This window comes from Polaromonas sp. P1_F1 (assembly GCF_056405795.1).
The window spans coordinates 805,788-826,323 of sequence record NZ_JBFUBJ010000001.1 but is presented as its reverse complement, the minus strand read 5'-3'; the positions used below and the strand labels follow the sequence as shown (position 1 = coordinate 826,323).

The window sequence follows — 20,536 nt, the reverse complement described above, 5'->3', positions numbered from 1 at the left end:
CCGCACCATGCAAAGCCGCCAGACCTACCCGTTCTCCCAGTTTCCATGCCCCAGAACCACGACACCGCCGCCTTTCCCGTTTCGCTGAGCCGCTGGCTGCTGGGTGCGGGCCTCCTGTCACTGCTGCTGCGGTTCTGGATCGCCGTCACCTTTCCGGTCACCGGCGACGAGGCCTTTTTTTATTGGTGGGGGGTGTACCCCGCCTGGGGCTATTCAGACCACCCGCCCATGGTGGGCTGGCTGATTGCGCTGATGCGCGCCACGCTGGGCGACAGCCTCTGGTCGATTCGCCTGCCCATCGTGTTGCTGCCGCTGGCGCTGGGTGCGGCGTTGTGGTGGGCGCTCAAGCCCGCGGGCAAGGTGCGCGCCGCCTGGGCTGTGCTGTTCTTCTGGCTGGCGCCGCTGAACTGGCTCAACGTCCTGATCACCACCGACACACCGCTGATTTTCTGGTCGGCGCTGTCCGTTGCCGCGCTGATGCGCGCCGAGCGCCGGGCGGCGCTGGACCGCGCCGCTTACGGCCTCTACGCCCTGTCGGGGCTTTTCCTGGGCTGTGCCTTTCTTTCGAAATACTTCTCGGTAGTACTCGGCTTCAGTTATCTCGTCTACTTCGTGTTGTACCGGCGTGAACGGCTCGCGGGTTTTGCGCTGCTGGTGTTGTGTGCATTGCCCGGCCCGGCCATCAACATCGCCTACAACATGTCGCACGGCTGGTCGAACATCATGTTCAACGTCTACAACCGCAACGAAGACGCGGTGTTCGAATGGCGCAAGCCGCTGACCTACGTCGGCATGATGGTCTACCTGATCACGCCCGTGGCGGTGTGGATGGCTGTGCGCTACCGTGATGCGCTGATGGCCGCCGCACGAAGCCAGCGCCTGCTGGCCTGCCTGGTGGTGGTGCCACTGCTGTTCTTTGCGCTGCTGTCAGGCAAGAAGGTGATTGGCCTGCATTGGGTGCTGTCGTTTTACCCTTTTGGTTTTGCTTTTCTGGCGTTTGCCTTGCCGGCCGACAGGCTCAAGGCCTGCGCCAAAGGGCTGGCCGTGTTTGCCGGCCTGCATGTGCTGGTGGTGGCCGGGCTGTACATGACGTCGCTGGATACCTGGAAAACGACCAAGCTTTATCCGCAGATCATCCGCAGCTACAAAACGGCCGAAATGCTGCAGCAGGTCACCGTGCCCGGCGTGGTGTTGATGGGCGAGGCCTACACGCCCGCGTCGATTTTCGGTTTCGAACGCCGCCAGTACATGCCGGTGTTCGGCGTCGGCAAGTTCCATGCGCGCCAGGACGACATGCTGGTCGACTTTTCGCTCTACCAGGGCAAAACGGTGCGTGTCATCGTCGCCGACAAGCCGAAGCTGGAAGAGTTTTCGCCTTACTTCGAGTCGGTGCGTGTGCTCAGCTTCGAGCAGGACGGCGTGCCCTTTTACGCGGTTGAAGGCACGGGCTTCAAATACCAGGCCTACCGCGAAGGCGTGCTGGGCACGATTTTCAAACGCTACTTCAACATTCCTTCGTGGCTGCCGATGACGGGCTGCCCCTTCTGCGTGCGCTACTGCGGGCAGGTGCGATGCCCGAGGTGAGCGCCGCCGAGGCCGGTCCCGTCGTTGCCGCCTTTGACTTCGACGGCACGCTGACCCGGCGCGACACCTTCATTCCTTTCCTGGCGCGCGGCCTGGGCTGGCCGCGGTTCCTGGGGGCCTTGCTCCGCTGCTTCCCGTGGCTGGCCGGCTATGCGCTGCGCCTGGTGCCCAACCACGTCGCCAAAGGCAAGCTGATGCAGGCCACGCTGGCCGGCCGCAGCCTGGCCGAGATGCAGGGCTGGACGGCCCGCTGGCTGGCCCACGATTTTCCCGGCCAGCTGCGCGAGGACGCCATGGCGCGCCTGGCCTGGCACCGCGAGGCCGGGCATTGCTGCGTCATGGTCAGCGCGTCGCCCGACATCTACCTGCAGGTGGTGGCGCGGCAGCTGGGGTTTGACGCGCTGCTCTGCACGGAAATGGAGGTGGTGGGCGAGGGTGAGGACGGGCATCTCACCGGCCGCCTCACTGGTCGCATGAGCACCCCCAACTGCCATGGCGAGCAGAAGGTGCTGCGACTGCAGGCCTGGGCGCTGGCGCGCTATGGGGAAACAGCGCTGGACGGCGTCACCCTGTATGCCTATGGAGACACCTCCGGCGACAAGCCCATGCTGCGGCTGGCCCGGCATGCGTGGTACCGGGGCAAGCCTTGGGTGGATGCGGCGCGGCCGGTGTGAGGGCTTGAGCCGGCCTGGCCCGGCGCCTGACGCAGGCGGGCCCACGTTGCTGATGCTATGGTTTTGATAGCTGCTTGCGCAAGACTCTTATACCTTTCAGCCCTGTTTGGCACTCAAAAGATGTCTCAAAACCTGCTTTGCGGCGCTGGAAATCGCCAAAACCGCTCCCAAAGCACCAGCTTGAAGGCCATTTCGGCCTGTTTTTGAGCATCAATTTGGCCTGCAGGCCAATGCTGACTTGCGCAAGCAGCTATCAAAATCATAGCGAAAAACAGGCAGGGCCCGTGCGCCTTGCGACGCGCGGGCCCTGCCGGGAGTGCTGAGTAAGGCTTCGGTACCGCTCAGTCTTCGAGTTCGGCCTTGGCCATCTCCACGTCCAGCCGTTCGGTGGCGTCCAGCGGCTTGCTGGCTGCGGCCTGCTCGTACAGCTTGGTGGCTTCCTTCATTTTTTTGTCGCCTTCCAGCATGACCAGGCCGTTGGCGTATTCGATCATGCCGATGGCCGAGCCCGGGTGCAGCTTCAGCGCGTCCTTGTAGAGCGCCAGGCCGATGTCTTTTTTGGCGCCGTAGGTCATCCCGCCGATCAGCGAGCCCACCTTGTCGATCACCTCGGCATGAAAGGCCGCCAGCGCAATGTGCGCGTCTGCGTGCTTGGGTGACAGCTTGATGGCCTGCTCCAGCGAATTCTTCACCTTGGTCCCCAGGCCCTGGGCCAGCGCCTTGGCCACGCTGATGCCCTGGCTGTAGCGGCCCAGCGCGTAGGCCTGCCAGTACCAGGCATTGGCGTTCTTCGGGTCGGCTTTTTGCTGGGCTTCGGCGCGTGCGGCCACTTCCATGAACATGTCCAGCTTGGCCTTTTCCTTGGTTTCGAGGTAGGTGGCGTACATGCTGGTGGCCTTGTTGGCCACGGTGATGCCGTCGCCGCCGGCCTTGGCGCCGGCTTCCGCCGCTTTCTGGAAGTCGCCGTTATGAAACAGTACCCAGGCCTGCAGCACATCGGCATCCTTGGGCAGGGGCTCGCAGTCGCCCTGGTGCAGGCGGGTCCAACTCTTTTTCAGGCTGGCGGCATCAAATGTGTAGTCGCCGGCGTGGGGAAAGGCAGTCCATTTGGCCATGTGTGTTGTCTCCTTGGTAAAAATTGTTGGTGTTATGAATGACGGCAGTTTGACGGAATTCAAGCCGGGTTGCTGTAAGCCCCGACCAGCGCCTGCAGGTGCGCGCGCTGGCTTTGCTCAAGATAGGGGATCAGCAGGTTGAGCACGTGGTGCGCGCCGCGCAGCAGGGCGGCCTGCGCGTTGGCAGGCTCCAGCGCGTTGCGCGGGTCGCGCACGTACTCAAAGCTCAGCCAGTAAGTGAGCACCACCACCATGCTGGTGGCCGTGGCCTCGACCTCGCGCGAATCAATCGTCACGGCACCCGAGCGGCTCATGCCGTCCAGCAGGGTTTTCACGGCGCGGGTCTTGTTCTTGAGCACCCACTGGAAGTGGGTTTCCAGCCGGCGGTTCTTGCTCAACAGGTCATTGAGGTCGCGGTACAAAAAGCGGTACTGCCAGATCAGCTCGAACAGCGTGTGCATGAAAAACCAGGCGTCTTCCACATCACGCACGCCGTCGCTGGCATTGAGCAGCTCGCTCAGGGATTTTTCGTAGCGGTCAAACAGCGAGTTGATGAGCTCGTCTTTGGCCGGGTAGTGGTAGTACAGGTTGCCGGGGCTGATGCTGAGCTCGGCGGAGATCAGCGTGGTCGACACATTGGGCTCGCCAAAGCGGTTGAACAGGTCCAGGGTGACCTCCAGGATCCGTTCTGCTGTACGGCGCGGCGCTTTTTTCGCCATAAGTTGTCTACCTCGTGTTGTTCTTTACTCTAACCCAGCGTTTCCCCGGGCGACACTAGGGAAGTCCATCAATCCGCATGGCGGTTTGCAACAAGGTGAACGGGATGGCACGCACCTTTGGCAAACCTTTGGGTTAAGCCCGGGCCGGCGCGGGCAGCTTGTGCGCGGCGGGCCGCAGCGCGTGGCTCAAATCTTCCATCACGTCTTCGAGCGAGGCAATGGCGCGGCCCACGCGCGTGGCTGCAGGCCTTTCAGTCACCAGGTGGCGCCTGGGGTCTTCCAGAACGTCCAGGTTCAGCGACACACCGTGCCGCGCCAGCGTGGCAGACAGCGTGGTCTTGCGCGAGCGCAGCATCTGACGGGTGTTCTGGTAGGCGTGCTCGGCCAGCTCGCGGCGTTGCCGGTAACTGAAGGTATTGGCCAGGAACATCTCGGTGTCGCGGGCGTCAGGCTCCAGCAGCACGATGTCGGTGCCGGGATAGGCATGCGCGTAGTGCTTCATGCCGAGCTCCAGCCGCGAGTGGATCATCGAGCGGAAGGTCTGGCTCATCACGGCGGGCAGGCCGCCTTGCACGATGCGCGGAATGGCCTGCTTTTCGGCCGGCAGGCCCCGGCGCATGACGCGCTGGTTCATGGCCAGCGCGGGTGCGCGGGTGGCGTTGAAGGGCACCAGCGGGTTCAGGCAAAACATCAGGTCAACGCCATCGTCCAGCGCCACGCCGGCGTGCATGGTCTTTTTCAGCGCGCCGTCCACGTAGCAGTGGCTGTCGATCTCCACCGGCGGAAACAGGCCCGGCAGGGCCGAGCTGGCCTGCACGGCTTTGGAGATGGGCACGTGGTCCCAGCCGGGGCGGCCAAAGGGCGCGGCGTCCCCGCTGTCCAGATTCGTCGCGACCAGTGTCAGCCGTGTGCGAAGCTGGCGAAAGTCGTTGGTGCGGCCGGGTTTGGAAAACAGCGCGGCCAGGCGCTTGTCGATTTCGTCATTGGAGAAAACACCGGTGGGCAAGGCCGGGCCCAGCGCCTCCAGCGCATTGACCAGCGACTTGCGCCCGAAAGTGGCGCGCCAGGCCGCCGACGCCAGCAAGCCGGGCAACATGATGCCGCGCCGCAAAAATTCGCCGTATGCCGGCACCATCAGCCAGGCCGGGTCAAACACCTCCGATGCCTGGTCGCCGTTTTCAATGAAGGCGGCGCACAGCTCGCGCGGCGTCATGCCGTTGGCCAGGCCCGCCGCGATGAAACCGCCGGCGGACACGCCGACATAGTGGTCCAGTTCGGTGAATGAAAGCCCCTGCAGGGATTCGTCGAGCGCGCACAGCGCACCGATTTCGTAGATGGCGCCCAACGGACCGCCGCCTGACAACGCCAAAGCAATGCGCGGCTTGGCAGGGCGTTTATTTTTTGCAGGCTTGGCTTGGGTCATGGCTGGAAAGTGTAGACGGCGCTCCTGGAACTATTTGCTGCTCTGCAGCAAAGTCAGGGTGCTGGGTGAGCTGTGGGGCGACTGGGCGCGGGCGTAAAAAAAGGGACGGCATGTCCCTTTTTTCCAGAGCACCGTGTGCTCAGGCCGATTTGCGTGCAGCTGGGCGTTTGGCCGCGGGGCGTGCCGCCTTTTTGGCGGCGGGTTTTGCCGCTGCGGTTTTGGCTGCTGGCTTGCCGCCCATTTTTTGCACATTGCGGTTGAGCTCGTCAATGCGTGCGATCAGGGCGTCCACGTCTTTGGCGGAAGGCACGCCGAGTTTGTTCAGGGCCTTGGCCACGCGGTCTTCGAAGATGTTTTCCAGCTTGTCCCACTGGTGGCCGGCCTTGGACTGGATGTCGGTGGCCATGCTGGCCATCTTGTTGGTGGCTTCAGAAATTTTGCCTTCGGCCACGGCCTGGGTCTTGCGCTGGATGGACAGGCCTTCCTTGACCAGGGTCTCAAACACTTTGCCGCCTTCTTCCTGCGCCTTGGAGAAGGCGCCCAGGCCGGCCAGCCAGATTTGCTGGGCGGATTCCTTGACGGCACCGGACAGCTGTGGGCCGGACTTCTTGTCGGCGCTCATTTTTTGCAGTTTCTTGACCATGGTTTACTCCAGACAGTTTGTGGTTATGGAACTTCGCGGGCAGTATGCCGCACGCACGGGGAAAATATAAGCCCTCCCTGTGACGGCGTTTAGGTGTTGCGTTCTAGAACCGTGAACAGGTTCTAGGCATGCGGCTCTACGGAAAAGTACGTGCAGTCAGGCTGAGCGCGGGTTTCTGCTGAATAGAGAGTCATGCCGTTTAAGCAAGAATCACTTTTTGACTTGGCCGTTCAGCGGAGGAAACACAAATGCATTATTTCGTTACAGGGGCCACAGGCTTCATTGGCAAGCGCCTGGTAAAAAAACTTCTGGAACGAAAAGGAACGACCGTTCATTTCCTGATCCGCAAGGAAAGCGCCGGCAAAGTGGCGGCGCTGAGGGAATACTGGGGTGTACCCGCCGCCCGCGCCGTTGCCGTGCACGGCGACCTGACCAGCAAAAAGCTCGGTGTCAGCAGTGAAGACATCAAGAAACTCAAGGGGCAGGTCGGGCATTTTTACCACCTCGCTGCGGTGTATGACCTGAGCGCCGACGAGGAAAGCCAGGTGGCCGTCAACATTGACGGCACCCGCAACACGGTGGAATTTGCCAAGGCGATTGACGCCGGCCACTTTCACCATGTGAGCTCCATCGCCGCTGCCGGCCTCTATGAAGGCGTGTTCCGCGAGGACATGTTCGAGGAAGCCGAAAACTACGAACACCCGTATTTCATGACCAAGCACGAGAGCGAAAAAATCGTGCGCAAGGAATGCAAGGTGCCGTGGACGGTGTTTCGCCCTGCCATGGTGGTCGGCGACAGCACCACCGGCGAAATGGACAAGATCGACGGGCCGTACTACTTCTTCAAGCTGATCCAGCGCATGCGGCAGCTGCTGCCGCCCTGGATGCCGGCAGTGGGGCTGGAGGGCGGGCGGGTCAACATCGTTCCGGTCGACTTTGTCGTCGATGCGCTGGACCACCTCAGCCACAAAACCGGTATTGCCAAAAAATGCTTTCACCTGGTGGACCCGGTGGGCTACCGCGTCGGCGATGTGCTGGACATCTTCAGCCGCGCAGCCCATGCGCCCAAGATGAACCTGTTCGTGAATGCCGCCCTGCTGGGCTTTATCCCGCGCGGCGTCAAAAAGAGCCTGATGGCGCTGGCGCCGGTGCGCCGCGTACGCAATGCGGTGCTGGCCGACCTGGGCCTGCCGGAAGACATGCTGACGTTTGTCAACTACCCGACCCGCTTTGACTGCCGCGACACCCTGGCCGCGCTCAAGGGTTCGAACATCGAATGTCCCAACCTGAAAGACTACGCCTGGCGCCTCTGGGATTACTGGGAACGCCACCTGGATCCCGACCTGCATATCGACCGCTCGCTGCGGGGCACGGTCAACGGCAAGGTGGTGCTGGTCACCGGTGGTTCGTCAGGCATCGGCCTGGCGGCGGCGCACAAGTTTGCCGATGCGGGTGCCATCACCATCATCTGCGGGCGCGACCAGGACAAGCTCGACGAAGCCTGCAAGGAAGCCAAGGCCAAGGGCTATAACTTCGTGGCTTACCCGGCCGACATCGCCGACATGGTGGATTGCGACCGTTTCATCAAGGAGCTGATCGCCAACCATGGCGGCGTCGACTTCCTCATCAACAACGCGGGCCGCTCCATCCGCCGCGCCATTGAGGCCAGCTACGACCGCTTTCACGATTACGAGCGCACCATGCAGCTCAATTACTTTGGCTGCCTGCGCGTGACCATGGGGCTGTTGCCCGGCATGGCTGCCAAGCGCAAGGGCCATGTGGTCAACATCAGCTCCATCGGTGTGCTGACCAATGCGCCGCGCTTCTCGGCCTATGTGGCCTCCAAGGCCGCGCTGGACGCCTGGACGCGCTGCGCATCCAGTGAGTTTGCCGACGTCGGCATCAGCTTTACCACCATCAACATGCCGCTGGTGCGCACGCCCATGATTGCGCCGACCAACCTGTACAACAACGTGCCCACGCTGTCCCCTGAAGAGGCCGCCGACATGATTGCGCAGGCCTGCATCTTCAAGCCGGTGCGCGTCGCTACGCGCCTGGGTATCACCGGCCAGCTCATGCATGCGCTGGTGCCGCGCATTGCCCAGATCGCCATGAACACCAGCTTTCGCATGTTCCCCGACTCATCGGCCGCCAAGGGCGACAAGAGCGCCAAACCGACGCTGTCGGCCGAAGCGGTGGCGATGCAGCAGATGATGCGCGGGATTCATTTCTGAGCCTGTTCCAGACTTGATGCCAAACGGACCTGGTTCTCCAGGCCCGTTTTTCGTTGGCGGCGCCGCGGCTGGGGGATAATCCCGGTCCAGGCGCCGTTGCCGCACGTGTGCCGTCAACAAAGGCTATCCATGATTCTGGTCACTGGCGGAGCCGGTTTTATCGGAGCCAACTTCATTCTGGACTGGCTCGCGTTGCACGATGAGCCGATCCTCAATATCGACAAGCTCACCTACGCGGGCAACCGCGACAACCTTCGTGGGCTTGAGGGTGACAGCCGCCATGTCTTTGCGCACGGCGATATCGCCGACAGCCGGTGGGTGGCCAGCCTGCTTGCGTTGCACCGGCCGCGCGCCATCATCAACTTCGCGGCGGAGTCGCATGTCGACCGCTCCATCGACGCGGCCGAAGAGTTTGTGCAGACCAATATCGTAGGCACTTTCCGCCTGCTGGAGGCCGCGCGCGCCTACTGGTCGGGGCTGGAAGGATCAAGCGGCACGAACTTTCGGTTTTTGCAGGTGTCGACGGATGAAGTCTATGGCTCGCTGACGTCGGCGGCGGCGGCTTTCCGCGAAGTTGACCGCTATGAACCCAACAGCCCTTATGCCGCAAGCAAGGCGGCCGCCGACCACCTGGTGCGTGCCAGCCATCGCACCTATGGCCTGCCGGTGCTTACCACCAACTGCGCCAACAACTATGGGCCCTACCAGTTTCCGGAAAAACTGATCCCCCACATGATTGTTGCAGCGCTCGAAGGGCGGCCCCTGCCGGTCTACGGTGATGGCCTGCAGGTGCGCGACTGGCTGTATGTCAAGGACCATTGCAAGGCGATCCGCATGGTGCTGGAGGCCGGCCGGCCCGGTGAGACCTACAACATCGGTTGCCAGGGAGAAAAAACCAATCTGGATGTCGTGCGCACGATTTGCCGCCTGCTCGATGAATTGCGGCCGGTGCCGGCCGGCTATGCCGGCTTGATCACCCATGTAGCCGATCGCCGCGGCCATGATGCCCGTTACGCCATCGATTCGAGCAAGATCCGCCATGAGCTGGGCTGGCATGCTGACCAGAGCTTCGAAGCCGGCCTGCGCCACACCGTGCGCTGGTACCTGGACAACCCAGGTTGGCTGCAAGCGGTGCGTGAGCGCGGCCATACCGGGTGAGTCCATGCTGAAGATCCTGCTGTTCGGCAAGAGCGGGCAATTGGGCGCGGAGCTCTTGCGCAGCCTGGCCGCGTTGGGCGAGGTGATTGCACCTGATCGGAGTCAGCCTGGCGGCGACCTTGCCGACAGCGTTGGTATCCGGAACGCCGTACTCGGAGCCAGGCCCGATATCGTCGTCAATGCGGCGGCTTTCACCGACGTTGATGCGGCCGAGGGCCAGCCTGATATGGTCAACGCGATCAATGCCGATGCACCGGCCGTGCTGGCCCGGTCGTGTGAAGAGACCGGCGCCTGGTTTGTTCACTATTCGAGCGACTATGTCTTTGATGGCAGCGGAGGAACGCGGCCGTGGACCGAGGACGACACCGCCTTGCCGCTGAACGCCTATGGCCTTGGCAAGCTGCTCGGCGACCAGTTGGTCGCGAAAAATTGCGCACGGCACCTGATCTTCCGCACAAGCTGGCTTTATGCGGCGCATGGTGAAAACTTTGCAAAGAAAATCCTGCACAAGTTGCGCAGGGACGGCCGGCTGGCGGTGGTTAACGACCAGTTCGGTGCACCCACCGCAGCGGCCTGGCTGGCCGACCTGACTGTGTTGGCGTTGACGCGCGTTCTCGCGGATGAGCAATTGGCCGGGCTTTATCACGCGGCTGCCGCCGGTGAAACTTCCTGGCATGGCTATGCGTGTTTTGTCGTTGAGCAGGCACAAAAAACCGGCCTGTTGCCCAGTGTGCCCATCGATGTGGTCCAGCCCGTGGCGTCAACTGCTTACGCGCAGGCAGCCCGCCGCCCATTGAACTCGCGACTTGATACTTCGAAGCTGCGGCGGACTTTCGGGGTCGACATTCCCGATTGGCAAACCGGTGTCGCCAAAATGGTTGAGGAGCTCTCATGAAAGTCACCCCGACGGCCCTGCCCGAAGTGCTGCTGATTCAGCCTGAAGTTCATGCCGACGCGCGGGGCCTGTTTCTCGAAAGCTTCAACAGGCGCGATTTTGAGCGGGCAACCGGGCTTGACGGCGGTTTTGTACAGGACAATCATTCGCACTCGGCTCGCCACGTGCTGCGCGGCCTGCATTACCAGCTCAGGCAACCCCAAGGCAAGCTCGTGAGGGTGGTCAGCGGCAGCATCTGGGATGTTGCGGTCGACGTCCGGCGCTCCTCGCCGAATTTCATGCGTTCGGTCGCGTTCGAGCTGTCGGCCCAGGAGCATCGGCAGCTTTGGGTGCCGCCGGGCTTTGCGCACGGCTTTTTGGTGCTTAGCGAATTTGCCGACGTGCTGTACAAGACCACCGACTACTACGCCGCCGAACATGAACGCTGCATCCGTTGGGACGACCCGGATCTGGCGATTTCCTGGCCCCTGGCGGGCGCTGTGCCTCTGCTTTCAGCCAGAGATTGTGACGGCGTGACTATGGCGCAGGCGGAGCTGCCGCCATAGCCGCCACGCGTACTATTTTTTTGACCAGACAACCCGGTTGATGTAGTCGATGTAGCTCGTCACGACACGTACAATCTGCGTCGAGACGAATGGATTTTCGTAGTCGGCAATGGGCAGAACCGGGCGCCGGTCGCGGTCATATTGCGACGTCACGATCTCGATGGCGTCTATCACGCGGTCCTTCTTGAGGCCACTCATGATGAGGGTGCCGACGTCCATGCCTTCGGGGCGCTCGTGGGCATTGCGCAGGGTGATGGAGCAGAGATTGAGCAGCGAGGTCTCCTCCGTGATGGTGCCGCTGTCGGACAGCACGCATTTGGCTTCGACCTGCAGTTTCATGTAGTCGAAAAACCCGAGCGGCTTGCCGAACACGATGCGCTTGTCCAGGCCTTCGTAACCAGCCTCCTCCAGCCGTTTTCGCGTGCGTGGATGGGTGGAAACGATCACCGGGAAGCCATACTTTTTGACAAGCTCGGTCAAGGTCTCGAGCAGGTCCTTCAGCGCGTCGGGCGAGTCAACGTTTTCCTCGCGATGCGCGCTGACCAGGAAAAATTCATTGGGCTTGAGGGACAGGCGCGAAATGATGTCGGACTTGTCGATTTGCGGGCGGTAGTGATCGACGACCTCACGCATGTGCGAGCCGGTCTTGATGATGGTTTCGGGCCGCACGCCTTCGGCGATGAGATAGCGCCGTGCATGTTCCGTCAGGACCATGTTGATGTCCGACAGGTGATCGAGCACCTTCCGGTTGAGTTCTTCGGGAACGCGCTGGTCGAAGCAGCGGTTGCCTGCCTCCATGTGGAATACCGGGATTTTCCGCCGTTTGGCCGCGATCACTGCCAGGCATGAGTTGGTGTCGCCATAGAGCAGGACGGCGTCGGGCTTCTCAGCCTGGAACACTTCATCGGCCTTCATGATGATCTGGCCGATGGTCTGGGCCGCATTTTCGCCGACTGCATTGAGAAAGTGGTCGGGCTTGCGAATCTGCAGGTCTTCGAAAAAAATCTGGTTCAGCTCGTAGTCGAAATTCTGGCCCGTGTGCACAAGAATGTGCTGGGTGTGCTTGTCGAGCGCCGCAATCACGCGGCTCATCTTGATCAATTCGGGCCGGGTCCCGACTACCGTCATCACTTTAAACACGAAGTGCCTCCTCAATAAAATCCAGTTTTCCCAAAAGCGCCTTGACCTGGGCGACATTGAGCCGCTCGGTGTTGTGCGATGTGTAGTCGTCCAGTTGCGAAATCCGCTCTTCACCGTCGCTGAAATACTTGGCGTAATTGAGGTCGCGGTTGTCTGCGGGAATGCGGTAGTACGCGCCCATGTCGTCGATCCGGGCCATTTCCTCGCGCGACACCAGCGTTTCGTAGAGCTTTTCGCCATGGCGCGTGCCAATGATCTTGGTGGGTTGGTCGTTGCCGCCAAAAATGTCCTTGAGCGCTTGCGCGAGGTCGGCGACAGTCGAGGCTGGCGCCTTCTGTACAAAGATGTCGCCCTGCTGGCCGTGCTCGAACGCGTGCAGCACCAGGTCGACCGAATCGTCGAGTGACATCAGGAAGCGGGTCATGCTGGCGTCGGTCACGGTCAGCGGCGCGCCGCTCTTGAGCTGCGAGACGAACAACGGGATCACCGAGCCGCGCGACGCCATGACGTTGCCATAACGCGTGGCGCAAAGCACGGTCTCGCCATCGTTTTGCATGCGTGCCTTGGCGACCATGAGTTTTTCCATCATTGCCTTGGACACACCCATGGCATTGATCGGATAGACCGCCTTGTCGGTGCTCAGGACGACGACGCGCTTGACGTTGTGGGCGATCGCTGCGTTCATGACATTCTCTGCGCCCAGTACATTGGTACGCACCGCCTCCATCGGATAGAACTCGCAGGACGGGACCTGCTTGAGTGCTGCCGCGTGAAACACGTAGTCGACACCCTTCATCGCCTGGTGAATGCTGTCGTAGTCGCGGATGTCGCCGATGTAAAATTTGAGCTTGTCATTGTTCAGCGCGATCCGCATCTCTTCCTGCTTTTTTTCGTCGCGGCTGAAGATGCGGATCTCGCGCACTTCCGTTGAGAGAAAGCGTTTGAGGACGGCGTTGCCGAAGGAGCCGGTGCCGCCGGTGATCATCAGTATTTTGTTGTCAAACATGGCTGATTCTTACAGTTTGGAGGAATGCATGATGTCGATAAGCTCGGGCCAGGCCGGTGCGGTGTAGCCTGTCGCTTCGCGGAAACGGCTGGAATCGAGCGATCGGTCCATCGTAAACGTATTGTCCATCTGAATATCAATGGTCTTGCCGTAGGCTGCGGCGATCAGCTTGAGCAGGTCGTATTTGCCGATCGGGGAGGCGCCAACGTGGTACAGGCCGGACAGCTCAGGCCGTGGAATCACGATGTCGCGGACGATTTCGGCGAACACGACATTCGGCAGACCCGAAAAGATGGCCTTGTTGAAGCCTTTGCAGGAACCCTGTTGTGCAAGAAACCATTCCAGCAACCCGTAAGCGCTTTGCAATTCGTGGCCTATTGTCGAGGTGCGCAAAGTGATCGCGCCCTGGCCCAGCACCTCACCGAGGAGCTTGGACTTGCCATAGACATCTTTTGCATCGGCAGCGTCAGCTTCGATGTAGTGTCCCTTGGCGCCCGAGAAGACGCAGTCGGTGCTGATATGGATCAAACGTGCCGACGCCGCCAGGCACAGCCCGGCGAGCTGGTGTGGCAGCAACGCATTGATGGGAATCGCGAGCAACGGATCATCAGCTTCGGTATGGTGCTTGGTCAGGCCGATACAGTTGACGACCACGTCAGGTCGGGCGTGGGCAAATGCGCGGATGACGCTGTCGCGGTCGTTGATATCGACAAAGGTCAGCATGCGCTCGGCGATGGCGGGCTCAAAAAAGCGCAGCGCCGCGGCATTTCGCATGCTGCCGAAGACCTGCCAATCCTTTTTCTGGCTCAAGACGCGGATCATGGCGCTGCCGATCATGCCGCTGGCGCCCAATACAAGAACTCTCATCGAAAAACCTCAAGAAGATTCCGCCAGTGCGCGGAAGTGGTCCATGAGCTGATGTGTCAGCATGTCATGGTCGAAATGCTCTTTGAAATACCGTTGGCCGTTGGCGCCAAGAGTGGCGCGTTCTGGTGCGCCCATCCCAGCCAGCCGGATCACCGCGGCGGCCAGGGCCGGCGCATTCTCGGCCGGAACCGAAAGGCCAGCCCCAGCTTCCTCGACGACGCGGGCACCTTCCCCGTTCAAACAGGCAATTATCGGTCGTCCGGCGGCCATATAGGCCTGGATCTTGTTGGGAATGGTCGCCGCGAAAATCGGCTGGTCGGTCAAGGTTACAAGTAACGCTGAGGCCTTTTGCATGAGGCCGGGCATCAATTCGACCGGGAAACGGCCGGGCAGGTGCAGGTTGGTGAGCCCGCGTGCCGCAGCTTCTTCGGCCATCCAGGCCTGGCGGCTGCCCTGGCCGACGACCACAAACTGGACATCCGGACGCTCGCGGAGCAGGGTAGCGGCCTCGACAATGGCCTCGACGGCCTGGCCGGCGCCGATATTGCCGGCGAATACGACGCAAAACGCGCCGCTGTCCATAACCGGTATCGGAGGCGCAGGTGCGTCGCCTGGCGCGGCAAATAGCGGGTCAACCGAATTCGGGTAGTAGGCGATGGGTGTGTCGCCGGCCAATTCGCGAACCTTGGGCACAAATGCCTGCGATTGCACCAGAAGCAGGTCGGTGCGTGCGTAGATACTTTTGACCACGGACCCCACCAACGCCAGTGCACGCGGATTACGCACATAACCCGTGGCCTCCAGGCTTTCCGGCCAGAGATCCTGGACCCAGACGGCAACCTTGCGGTTTTTCAGCCAACCGAGGAACAACGCCGGGATCGCCTGGAGGATCGGCGAAGTACCGTAGGCAAAAATGACGTCGTAGCGTTTGCCCCGCAGCTGCCACGCACCGAAAAGTGTGCCTGAGGCGACAAACGACAGATAGTTGAAGACCAGGTTCAACGCGCCTTTTTTTCGGCGCGGCGCAAGGGGTACCCGGTATATCGAGATGCCGGCCCATGATTCACGCTGGCAGCCCCAAGCCCGGTAGCCGGGAAAAACCGAGCCTTCAGGATAGTTGGGCTTGCCGGTCAATACGTCGACCTCGAAGCCTTTTTCAACGAGCGTTTTCGCGACATCGTTGATGCGAAAGCTTTCTGGCCAGAAATACTGGCTGACGATCAGGATACGCAATTGGGTCACTCTTCGGGGAAAACATGGGCGAGGAATTCGCCGGCGTTCATGAGGGGAAGCGGCTGCTCGCTTTGGCCGAGAAAGCGCTTCACTGCCCTGGCAATGGAGACCGGTGAATGGGGGTCGAATACCTGCTCGGGGTCGACCACGTCGCGTACGTAGTCGAGTTCTGACGCCAGGATTGCCAGGCCTGCTTGGCGCGCTTCGATCAGTGGCAGGCCAAACGACTCGAACAGTGACGGATAAACCAGCACCTTCGCCTGGGCGTAGAGGTGCAGGATTTCGTCATGAGGCCTCGCGCCGAGGTTTTCAACATCCAGGTTGGAACGGGCCTTCTTTTCATCGATCCATGCGCAGAGTTCCGGGTGGGCCTTGGCGTCGACAGTCAGCCGTAGCGAAGGACGCGCACCGTCGCGTGCCAATAGGGTCCAGGCTTCGATGAGCCGTTTGTGATTTTTGTGAGGCTCACCTGAAGCTACATAGATGAAGCCGCATGCGCTATCGCATGCCTTCGAGGTGCTGTTTCTCTCATAGCCGGCGCTGGTGCTCACAAAGGGCAGTACAGAAACCGGTATGTCCTTTGTCAGACCCGAGGCATTGAGCAGGTCGCGCATCGACGGAGTTTGCACGACGAAGGCTTGCGCGTTTTGGGCCTTGTGGGCGAACCAAGCCCTTTCGATCAACAGCCGCAGGCGTGTCCTGAGAGGAAAGCTGGCGAGCGTCACCGGTTCGACGAGATAACGGTTCTGCACGAACACAACGGCGCGTCCCTTCAGCTTGAAGAGCGGCGGCAAATTGCCGAAGCACAGCACGAGGTCAGCTGCCTCCACGGATTTGGAAAGCCACCATTCAGCCCAGAAACGACGCCACACGGTAGGCGCAACAGTAATGACTTTCAGGTGCGGAAGATGAGTCTTCGGCACTGGCATGCGGCTATCGAGCAACGCAGTTGTGTCACGACCAGCCGGCAGAGCCTCAAGCAGCGCGCGCAGCAATGACTGCCCTCCGCCGGAGTGCACATTGGTGGCGTGGACAAAAAGGGTTGTTGCCGTTTTAGTTGTCACGTGGTGGCGGGGCTTTTGCCAGTTTCAACTTGTACAGAGCGAACGCAAAACCTCGCGTATGGACCGTCCATACCAGCAGGATACCGCAGCCGAGAACCAGAAAATAGGGAATGCTTTGCTGCGGTGCCACGCCGAATTGAACAGCGGTGCTGGCCATCACGACGCCGTAAAGCGAACAGAGAATGGGGTTGCGGGTCAAGGTTCGTATCAAAAGCTCGACAAGTAGCACCAGGAACGTAAAAACAACCATTCCGAATGCGACGATCCAGAGCGAGTTGCTGTAATAAAGGAAGGCCGGCCCGCCAGGCAGGCTTGCAAATCTGAATTTTGTACCGTCGGACTTGAGGTATACAGACTTCGAGATGCTTTGGTAAATATCGGGTTTTCCTATCGCCGGCTTCTCCAGAAAACCACGACGCAAGAGCGCCGGGTCCTTGTTTGGATAGGCCTGCACGGCCATCAGGCCCTCCAGGCCTATCCATCTGTCAACACTTAGCTGTAAAAGGCGGGCTGAAAAACCGTCGGTCAGCTGATAACCAAACTCATTGAGTAACAGCCGGGATTGCGCCGAATCCGTGCCCATGGCTTCCGCCCATTTCTTCTTTTCGGCGGCCATGATCGCTTCCAGCTGTATTTTTTCGATATTCAGTTTCCGCATCAATTCAATGATTGGCGGACGCTTTTCCGGGGGGGCGATTTTGAGTTGATCCTCCAGCGTGCCGAGTTGGCCGCTGACAATTTCCCAACGGTAGTAGGCCTCATGGTAGGCCGTGCTTGTATACAGGCCGGTCTGGTAGAAATAGTTCCGGAATGTCGTGACGGCCGATATGGATACCACCAGCAGCGCGCAAAAGGCAGCGGCAAGCATGACTGTTTTCAGGCGCGACCAGCCCGCCAGCTTGTGCCTGAATTGGTGTAAAACGAAAAGTTGTGGAACGGCGTGAAAGATATAGGCTGCCCGGCTCAGGATCGACGTGCTCGAGAGAAAAGCTTCAATCAAAATTCCGTAAGCTGCCAAGGCGGGGTTTTTCCCGAGCGTGATGTCCCACCAGGCAAAAAGGGCAACGAAAGTAGCCAGGCCGATGTTGAGCAGCCAGGCTACTACCGAGTTCATCGGCCACATCAGAGACGCTTTTGGTGCAAGGCCGATTCGATGTATTCCGTATGCCAGATTGACAACCAGCACCCCTGCCGTCGCGAGCGCCAGCGCAAGCCATAGCCATTTCCTATTTGGTTCGTACCATGAAGGCACAACGAGTTTCTTTTCATCACGTATGGGGCTGACACGTCTTGCCAGGGCTGCATAGGCTATGCCGCCCGCAATGACACCCAAGCTGGCCACGCTTGCCACCAGTAGTACTTCGTCCCACGCTGCGGGCGCACCCTCGAACAATCCGATGGGTTCGACATACGGGTAATTGAAAATGGTATGAATCGTCAGTTTGAACCAGAGCCCGAGCCACAGAAATACCGTCAGGAACAAATAGCCGTAACTGTGTTTCTGACGGCATCCGGTGATCAGCATGACGCCGGTCGCGGCCGAAAAAAGCAGATAAGAATCCTTCGCGCCGACGTAGCCAGACAGTCCCAGCGTGAAAAATATGAGCCAGATGCCGACGCCCGCAATCACGATGCTCCTGGCCCACAGGTTTTCCCCCGGTGGCATATCAATAATTTTCAGGAGTCGCGGAATCATGTTTGTCGTGGCATGGAATATTTGAAGATCGCAGGTCACAAATTTGTGCTCTGCGGATGTTGATTTTCAAAGAGCTCGTGAGTCGGTGCTGGCGCCCGATGCTGTTGGCTGCAGGAGGTGAAACCATATTGCGTAGAGCCACATATGCCAGAAGCTCAGGTCGGGCTGAATCCGCTGGGCGCCCATTACGAGAACGGCGCCGATGCTTAACGACACCGCAACGTTGACGTGTCCATCAAATGATTTGTTGTCCGCCCTGACGATGGTTCGCAGGGCAAGCCAGCCCATCGTCGCAAAAAGGCCGAGGTAAAAGATTCCACCGGCGACGCCGGATTCCAGTGTCGCGACCGCATAACCTACAGCAATCGAGTTCTGCACGGTTTGCATGCCGAGCGCGGTGCCAGTTCCGATCGGATGCGCCTTCAAGTAATCGATGACGATACGCAGCCCCTCTTTTCGGTCATGAAGTGACAACGACTTGCCGGTCGGTGTGGTGCTCAGGGCATGGGCAACCCGGTGTACGCAGGTCTCACGGTCAGAAGAATGCTCTTTCATGCATCCTTCGACCAGTGCCATGGCGGATTTGTCGCTCAAGTTCTCAAGATACTGTTTAGTGCAGGCGCCGGCCAGGCTGTACATCAGGGCAATGGCGCCTATTGCACCCGCCAGGAAGATCACCAACTTATGATCGCCAACAGACCTTTTGATGACCATCAGAAGCAAAATCAGCACCAGCACCATGCAGAGAAAAAGCCCGGCACCCAGGGACATGCTAAGCATCAATCCGAGCACGATAACGGTGGACCGAAGATAAGCCTTCTCCGCGATGAGGAACCAGAACAGCGCGGGCATCAATGCGAACGCGTAGGTTCCGGGCTCCTCGCTGAGTCCCTGAATGCGGAACACCGGCGTGGGCGGGCATATGGGCGTGTTGGTGATGTAGTAGGCACCGAAGAAAACGTCCGCCGCACGTCCTCCGACTTCCATCGTGCTGAAGGGATGGATGCCGAGCAACACCGCCGCTATGGCGGCAAGCGAAAAAACAACCGTCGCGACCATCAAGTTCGAATAAATGCGCAGGCTTGCGTAGACAAATTTTCGATTGATGTGGAAAAGCAGAAACAGGAAAAACAGGAACTTGGTGAACAGGATGCACCACTGCACGATGCTGGTTCTCGATGTCGCATGGACAGAAGCGATCAATAGCATGCATAGATAGCCCGCCCAGAAAATCAGCATGAGTTTATGCAGAGGCGTCAGCGTCAATTGGTTGCGCTGTGCTGTGAGGGCGACAAACAGACAGATCACGAGCAGACAGATCGCGAAACCGGCCTGGAACAGCGTGATGTTGAATTGCTTCAGCATCACCGGAAAGAGCGACCACGAAAATACCGTGAGAAAGATCAGCAATACCTGAGAATCTTTGCCCCATGGAAGCTCAAAAAATGGATTTCTGATCATCCTGGTCGCCCTCGAGCGCGCTGAGAATCGGATTCGACAGAATACGAGGGATTCATTGCGCGTCTCCGACAATCCTCAGCAAGGAATCGGTATATCGTCGGCCCTGCTCGCTTTGAACAAACCGTCGGCCGTGTTCGCGCATTTGCCGAACCGCTTCGGGCGACATTGCCGCAGCCGCCTTGTAGGCATCGTGCCATGATGAAAATTCGCGGCAATCGATATAGGCTTCTTTGGGGATCAACTGCTTGATATCGGGAGCGCCCAAATACAGGGGAATCGTTCCCGCATAGAAGCAGTCGAAAATTTTCTCGGTTACGTACCCCTGCATCGCCATGTTTTCGAGACAGAGGCAGAAGTTGTATTGACTCAGTACCTCGTATTTCGATTCGCACGAGCCTCTGTAAATCGACAGCAGCGTTTTGCGCCGGCTTATATAGGGCCACCAGAGAGACGTACGAGCCTTTAATTTGGCCCAACCGCGACCATAAAGATCGACAACACCGGATTCCGCCAGTTCGGTCATCGCCTCGATGCGGCGGCTGTAGAGCTCGTTCGGCACTTTGCGTGGCACATGGTTTCCGTTGATCACCACGATGCGATTGAGACGGTCACGCCGAGACCAGTAGGGTTCCATAACATCTTCGCGAGGCTGCGGCCAATAGAGTTGGCGCAATCGCGAGCTGTCAACACCTGCGAGCGAATAGCCGTCACCGTTCAAGTTGTGGACATAGACCCGCTCGAAAGCTGCGGTCAATTCCGGTAAGGCCTTATAGATACTCGGGTCGACGACGGGCGGCTCCAGCACCAAAAAGGCTCGAAGGTGTACATCAGGACGTGCAGCCAGCATCTTGAAGTTGTCGAGGACGCCGAGCGAGTAGTAGTCCTTGGGGGTGTTGTTTGCTGGCAAGGACATCAGGTAATCGGCGGTGCGTACGGTTCTGCCGGCACTGGCGTGCACTTCGCGCACGCGCGCGTAGGGCACCAATGTCCCGTCGCGATTGAGCGCGAGATTCGACAAGTCGAACATCTGGTCCTGCCGGTAGGCCGGCGGCGTGTCGATGTAAATTTCGTCGGACACT

At 59.8% G+C, this 20,536-nt stretch carries 18 protein-coding genes; 6 read left to right on the top strand and 12 right to left on the bottom strand.

Annotation, left to right across the window (positions count from 1 at the left end; translation table 11 throughout):
* The first annotated feature begins 45 nt into the window (after positions 1 to 45).
* Both AC1DZE_RS03990 and AC1DZE_RS03985 read left to right on the top strand, forming a co-directional pair.
* A complete protein-coding gene (locus AC1DZE_RS03990) occupies positions 46 to 1,584 on the top strand; it encodes an ArnT family glycosyltransferase (RefSeq protein WP_477672897.1) in 1,539 nt (512 codons plus the stop codon).
* Entirely contained in the window at positions 1,572 to 2,258 is a 687-nt protein-coding gene (locus tag AC1DZE_RS03985) for an HAD-IB family hydrolase (RefSeq protein WP_477672896.1), read from the top strand. The genes AC1DZE_RS03990 and AC1DZE_RS03985 overlap by 13 nt, the downstream gene beginning before the upstream one ends.
* A 341-nt stretch (positions 2,259 to 2,599) precedes the next feature.
* Here AC1DZE_RS03985 and AC1DZE_RS03980 read toward each other — a convergent pair whose 3' ends face one another.
* The 4 genes from AC1DZE_RS03980 to AC1DZE_RS03965 all read right to left on the bottom strand — a co-directional run bounded on the left by AC1DZE_RS03980 (position 2,600) and on the right by AC1DZE_RS03965 (position 6,158).
* Positions 2,600 to 3,373 carry a tetratricopeptide repeat protein gene (locus AC1DZE_RS03980; protein ID WP_477674489.1) on the bottom strand — a complete coding sequence of 258 codons (774 nt, stop codon included), beginning with the start codon at positions 3,371 to 3,373 and terminating at the stop codon, positions 2,600 to 2,602.
* 59 nt (positions 3,374 to 3,432) lie between these two features.
* Positions 3,433 to 4,092, bottom strand: a complete 660-nt coding sequence (locus AC1DZE_RS03975) for a TetR/AcrR family transcriptional regulator (protein WP_477699805.1) — start codon at positions 4,090 to 4,092, stop codon at positions 3,433 to 3,435.
* 133 nt (positions 4,093 to 4,225) lie between these two features.
* The gene (locus AC1DZE_RS03970; RefSeq protein ID WP_477674127.1) at positions 4,226 to 5,515 is read right to left on the bottom strand and encodes a patatin-like phospholipase family protein; all 1,290 of its coding nucleotides are present in this window, start codon (positions 5,513 to 5,515) and stop codon (positions 4,226 to 4,228) included.
* Between the two features lie 139 nt (positions 5,516 to 5,654).
* On the bottom strand, positions 5,655 to 6,158 hold the full coding sequence (locus AC1DZE_RS03965) for a phasin family protein (protein WP_431098472.1): 504 nt from the start codon (positions 6,156 to 6,158) through the stop codon (positions 5,655 to 5,657).
* A gap of 248 nt (positions 6,159 to 6,406) precedes the next feature.
* Here AC1DZE_RS03965 and AC1DZE_RS03960 point away from each other — a divergent pair, with 248 nt between their 5' ends.
* The 4 genes from AC1DZE_RS03960 to rfbC all read left to right on the top strand — a co-directional run bounded on the left by AC1DZE_RS03960 (position 6,407) and on the right by rfbC (position 10,990).
* Positions 6,407 to 8,392 carry an SDR family oxidoreductase gene (locus AC1DZE_RS03960; protein WP_477699804.1) on the top strand — a complete coding sequence of 662 codons (1,986 nt, stop codon included), beginning with the start codon at positions 6,407 to 6,409 and terminating at the stop codon, positions 8,390 to 8,392.
* A gap of 129 nt (positions 8,393 to 8,521) precedes the next feature.
* Positions 8,522 to 9,550 carry a dTDP-glucose 4,6-dehydratase gene (gene rfbB, locus AC1DZE_RS03955; RefSeq protein WP_477673628.1) on the top strand — a complete coding sequence of 343 codons (1,029 nt, stop codon included), beginning with the start codon at positions 8,522 to 8,524 and terminating at the stop codon, positions 9,548 to 9,550.
* A complete protein-coding gene (gene rfbD, locus AC1DZE_RS03950) occupies positions 9,528 to 10,445 on the top strand; it encodes a dTDP-4-dehydrorhamnose reductase (protein ID WP_477673629.1) in 918 nt (305 codons plus the stop codon). The genes rfbB and rfbD overlap by 23 nt, the downstream gene beginning before the upstream one ends.
* On the top strand, positions 10,442 to 10,990 hold the full coding sequence (gene rfbC / locus AC1DZE_RS03945) for a dTDP-4-dehydrorhamnose 3,5-epimerase (protein ID WP_477673630.1): 549 nt from the start codon (positions 10,442 to 10,444) through the stop codon (positions 10,988 to 10,990). The genes rfbD and rfbC overlap by 4 nt, the downstream gene beginning before the upstream one ends.
* 12 nt (positions 10,991 to 11,002) lie before the next feature.
* On the opposite strand, the gene wecB is transcribed toward rfbC, so the two are convergent.
* The 8 genes from wecB to AC1DZE_RS03905 all read right to left on the bottom strand — a co-directional run bounded on the left by wecB (position 11,003) and on the right by AC1DZE_RS03905 (position 20,535).
* Positions 11,003 to 12,130: a non-hydrolyzing UDP-N-acetylglucosamine 2-epimerase gene (gene wecB, locus AC1DZE_RS03940; protein ID WP_477699803.1), complete on the bottom strand. Its 1,128-nt coding sequence runs from the start codon at positions 12,128 to 12,130 to the stop codon at positions 11,003 to 11,005.
* Positions 12,123 to 13,136: a polysaccharide biosynthesis protein gene (locus AC1DZE_RS03935; RefSeq protein ID WP_457281241.1), complete on the bottom strand. Its 1,014-nt coding sequence runs from the start codon at positions 13,134 to 13,136 to the stop codon at positions 12,123 to 12,125. The genes wecB and AC1DZE_RS03935 overlap by 8 nt, the downstream gene beginning before the upstream one ends.
* 9 nt (positions 13,137 to 13,145) lie before the next feature.
* A complete protein-coding gene (locus tag AC1DZE_RS03930; RefSeq protein WP_477699802.1) occupies positions 13,146 to 14,003 on the bottom strand; it encodes a dTDP-4-dehydrorhamnose reductase family protein in 858 nt (285 codons plus the stop codon).
* 9 nt (positions 14,004 to 14,012) lie between these two features.
* The gene (locus AC1DZE_RS03925) at positions 14,013 to 15,236 is read right to left on the bottom strand and encodes a glycosyltransferase family 4 protein (RefSeq protein ID WP_477674056.1); all 1,224 of its coding nucleotides are present in this window, start codon (positions 15,234 to 15,236) and stop codon (positions 14,013 to 14,015) included.
* Between the two features lie 5 nt (positions 15,237 to 15,241).
* Positions 15,242 to 16,300, bottom strand: coding sequence for a glycosyltransferase (locus AC1DZE_RS03920; RefSeq protein ID WP_477699801.1), 1,059 nt, complete (start codon positions 16,298 to 16,300; stop codon positions 15,242 to 15,244).
* Positions 16,290 to 17,996 carry a hypothetical protein gene (locus tag AC1DZE_RS03915; RefSeq protein WP_477673457.1) on the bottom strand — a complete coding sequence of 569 codons (1,707 nt, stop codon included), beginning with the start codon at positions 17,994 to 17,996 and terminating at the stop codon, positions 16,290 to 16,292. The genes AC1DZE_RS03920 and AC1DZE_RS03915 overlap by 11 nt, the downstream gene beginning before the upstream one ends.
* 66 nt (positions 17,997 to 18,062) lie before the next feature.
* Positions 18,063 to 19,457, bottom strand: a complete 1,395-nt coding sequence (locus AC1DZE_RS03910) for a hypothetical protein (RefSeq protein WP_477673458.1) — start codon at positions 19,455 to 19,457, stop codon at positions 18,063 to 18,065.
* A gap of 52 nt (positions 19,458 to 19,509) precedes the next feature.
* Positions 19,510 to 20,535, bottom strand: a complete 1,026-nt coding sequence (locus tag AC1DZE_RS03905; protein WP_477673459.1) for a glycosyltransferase family 10 domain-containing protein — start codon at positions 20,533 to 20,535, stop codon at positions 19,510 to 19,512.
* Position 20,536: the final 1 nt, after the last annotated feature.

Excerpts from the sequence above, each read along its gene's own strand:
- AC1DZE_RS03990 (WP_477672897.1), top strand. The coding sequence starts at position 46 with ATGCCCCAGAACCACGACACCGCCGCCTTTCCCGTTTCGCTGAGCCGC.
- AC1DZE_RS03985 (WP_477672896.1), top strand. The coding sequence starts at position 1,572 with ATGCCCGAGGTGAGCGCCGCCGAGGCCGGTCCCGTCGTTGCCGCCTTT.
- AC1DZE_RS03980 (WP_477674489.1), bottom strand. The coding sequence starts at position 3,373 with ATGGCCAAATGGACTGCCTTTCCCCACGCCGGCGACTACACATTTGAT.
- AC1DZE_RS03975 (WP_477699805.1), bottom strand. The coding sequence starts at position 4,092 with ATGGCGAAAAAAGCGCCGCGCCGTACAGCAGAACGGATCCTGGAGGTC.
- AC1DZE_RS03970 (WP_477674127.1), bottom strand. The coding sequence starts at position 5,515 with ATGACCCAAGCCAAGCCTGCAAAAAATAAACGCCCTGCCAAGCCGCGC.
- AC1DZE_RS03965 (WP_431098472.1), bottom strand. The coding sequence starts at position 6,158 with ATGGTCAAGAAACTGCAAAAAATGAGCGCCGACAAGAAGTCCGGCCCA.
- AC1DZE_RS03960 (WP_477699804.1), top strand. The coding sequence starts at position 6,407 with ATGCATTATTTCGTTACAGGGGCCACAGGCTTCATTGGCAAGCGCCTG.
- rfbB (WP_477673628.1), top strand. The coding sequence starts at position 8,522 with ATGATTCTGGTCACTGGCGGAGCCGGTTTTATCGGAGCCAACTTCATT.
- rfbC (WP_477673630.1), top strand. The coding sequence starts at position 10,442 with ATGAAAGTCACCCCGACGGCCCTGCCCGAAGTGCTGCTGATTCAGCCT.
- AC1DZE_RS03935 (WP_457281241.1), bottom strand. The coding sequence starts at position 13,136 with ATGTTTGACAACAAAATACTGATGATCACCGGCGGCACCGGCTCCTTC.
- AC1DZE_RS03930 (WP_477699802.1), bottom strand. The coding sequence starts at position 14,003 with ATGAGAGTTCTTGTATTGGGCGCCAGCGGCATGATCGGCAGCGCCATG.
- AC1DZE_RS03915 (WP_477673457.1), bottom strand. The coding sequence starts at position 17,996 with ATGATTCCGCGACTCCTGAAAATTATTGATATGCCACCGGGGGAAAAC.
- AC1DZE_RS03910 (WP_477673458.1), bottom strand. The coding sequence starts at position 19,457 with ATGATCAGAAATCCATTTTTTGAGCTTCCATGGGGCAAAGATTCTCAG.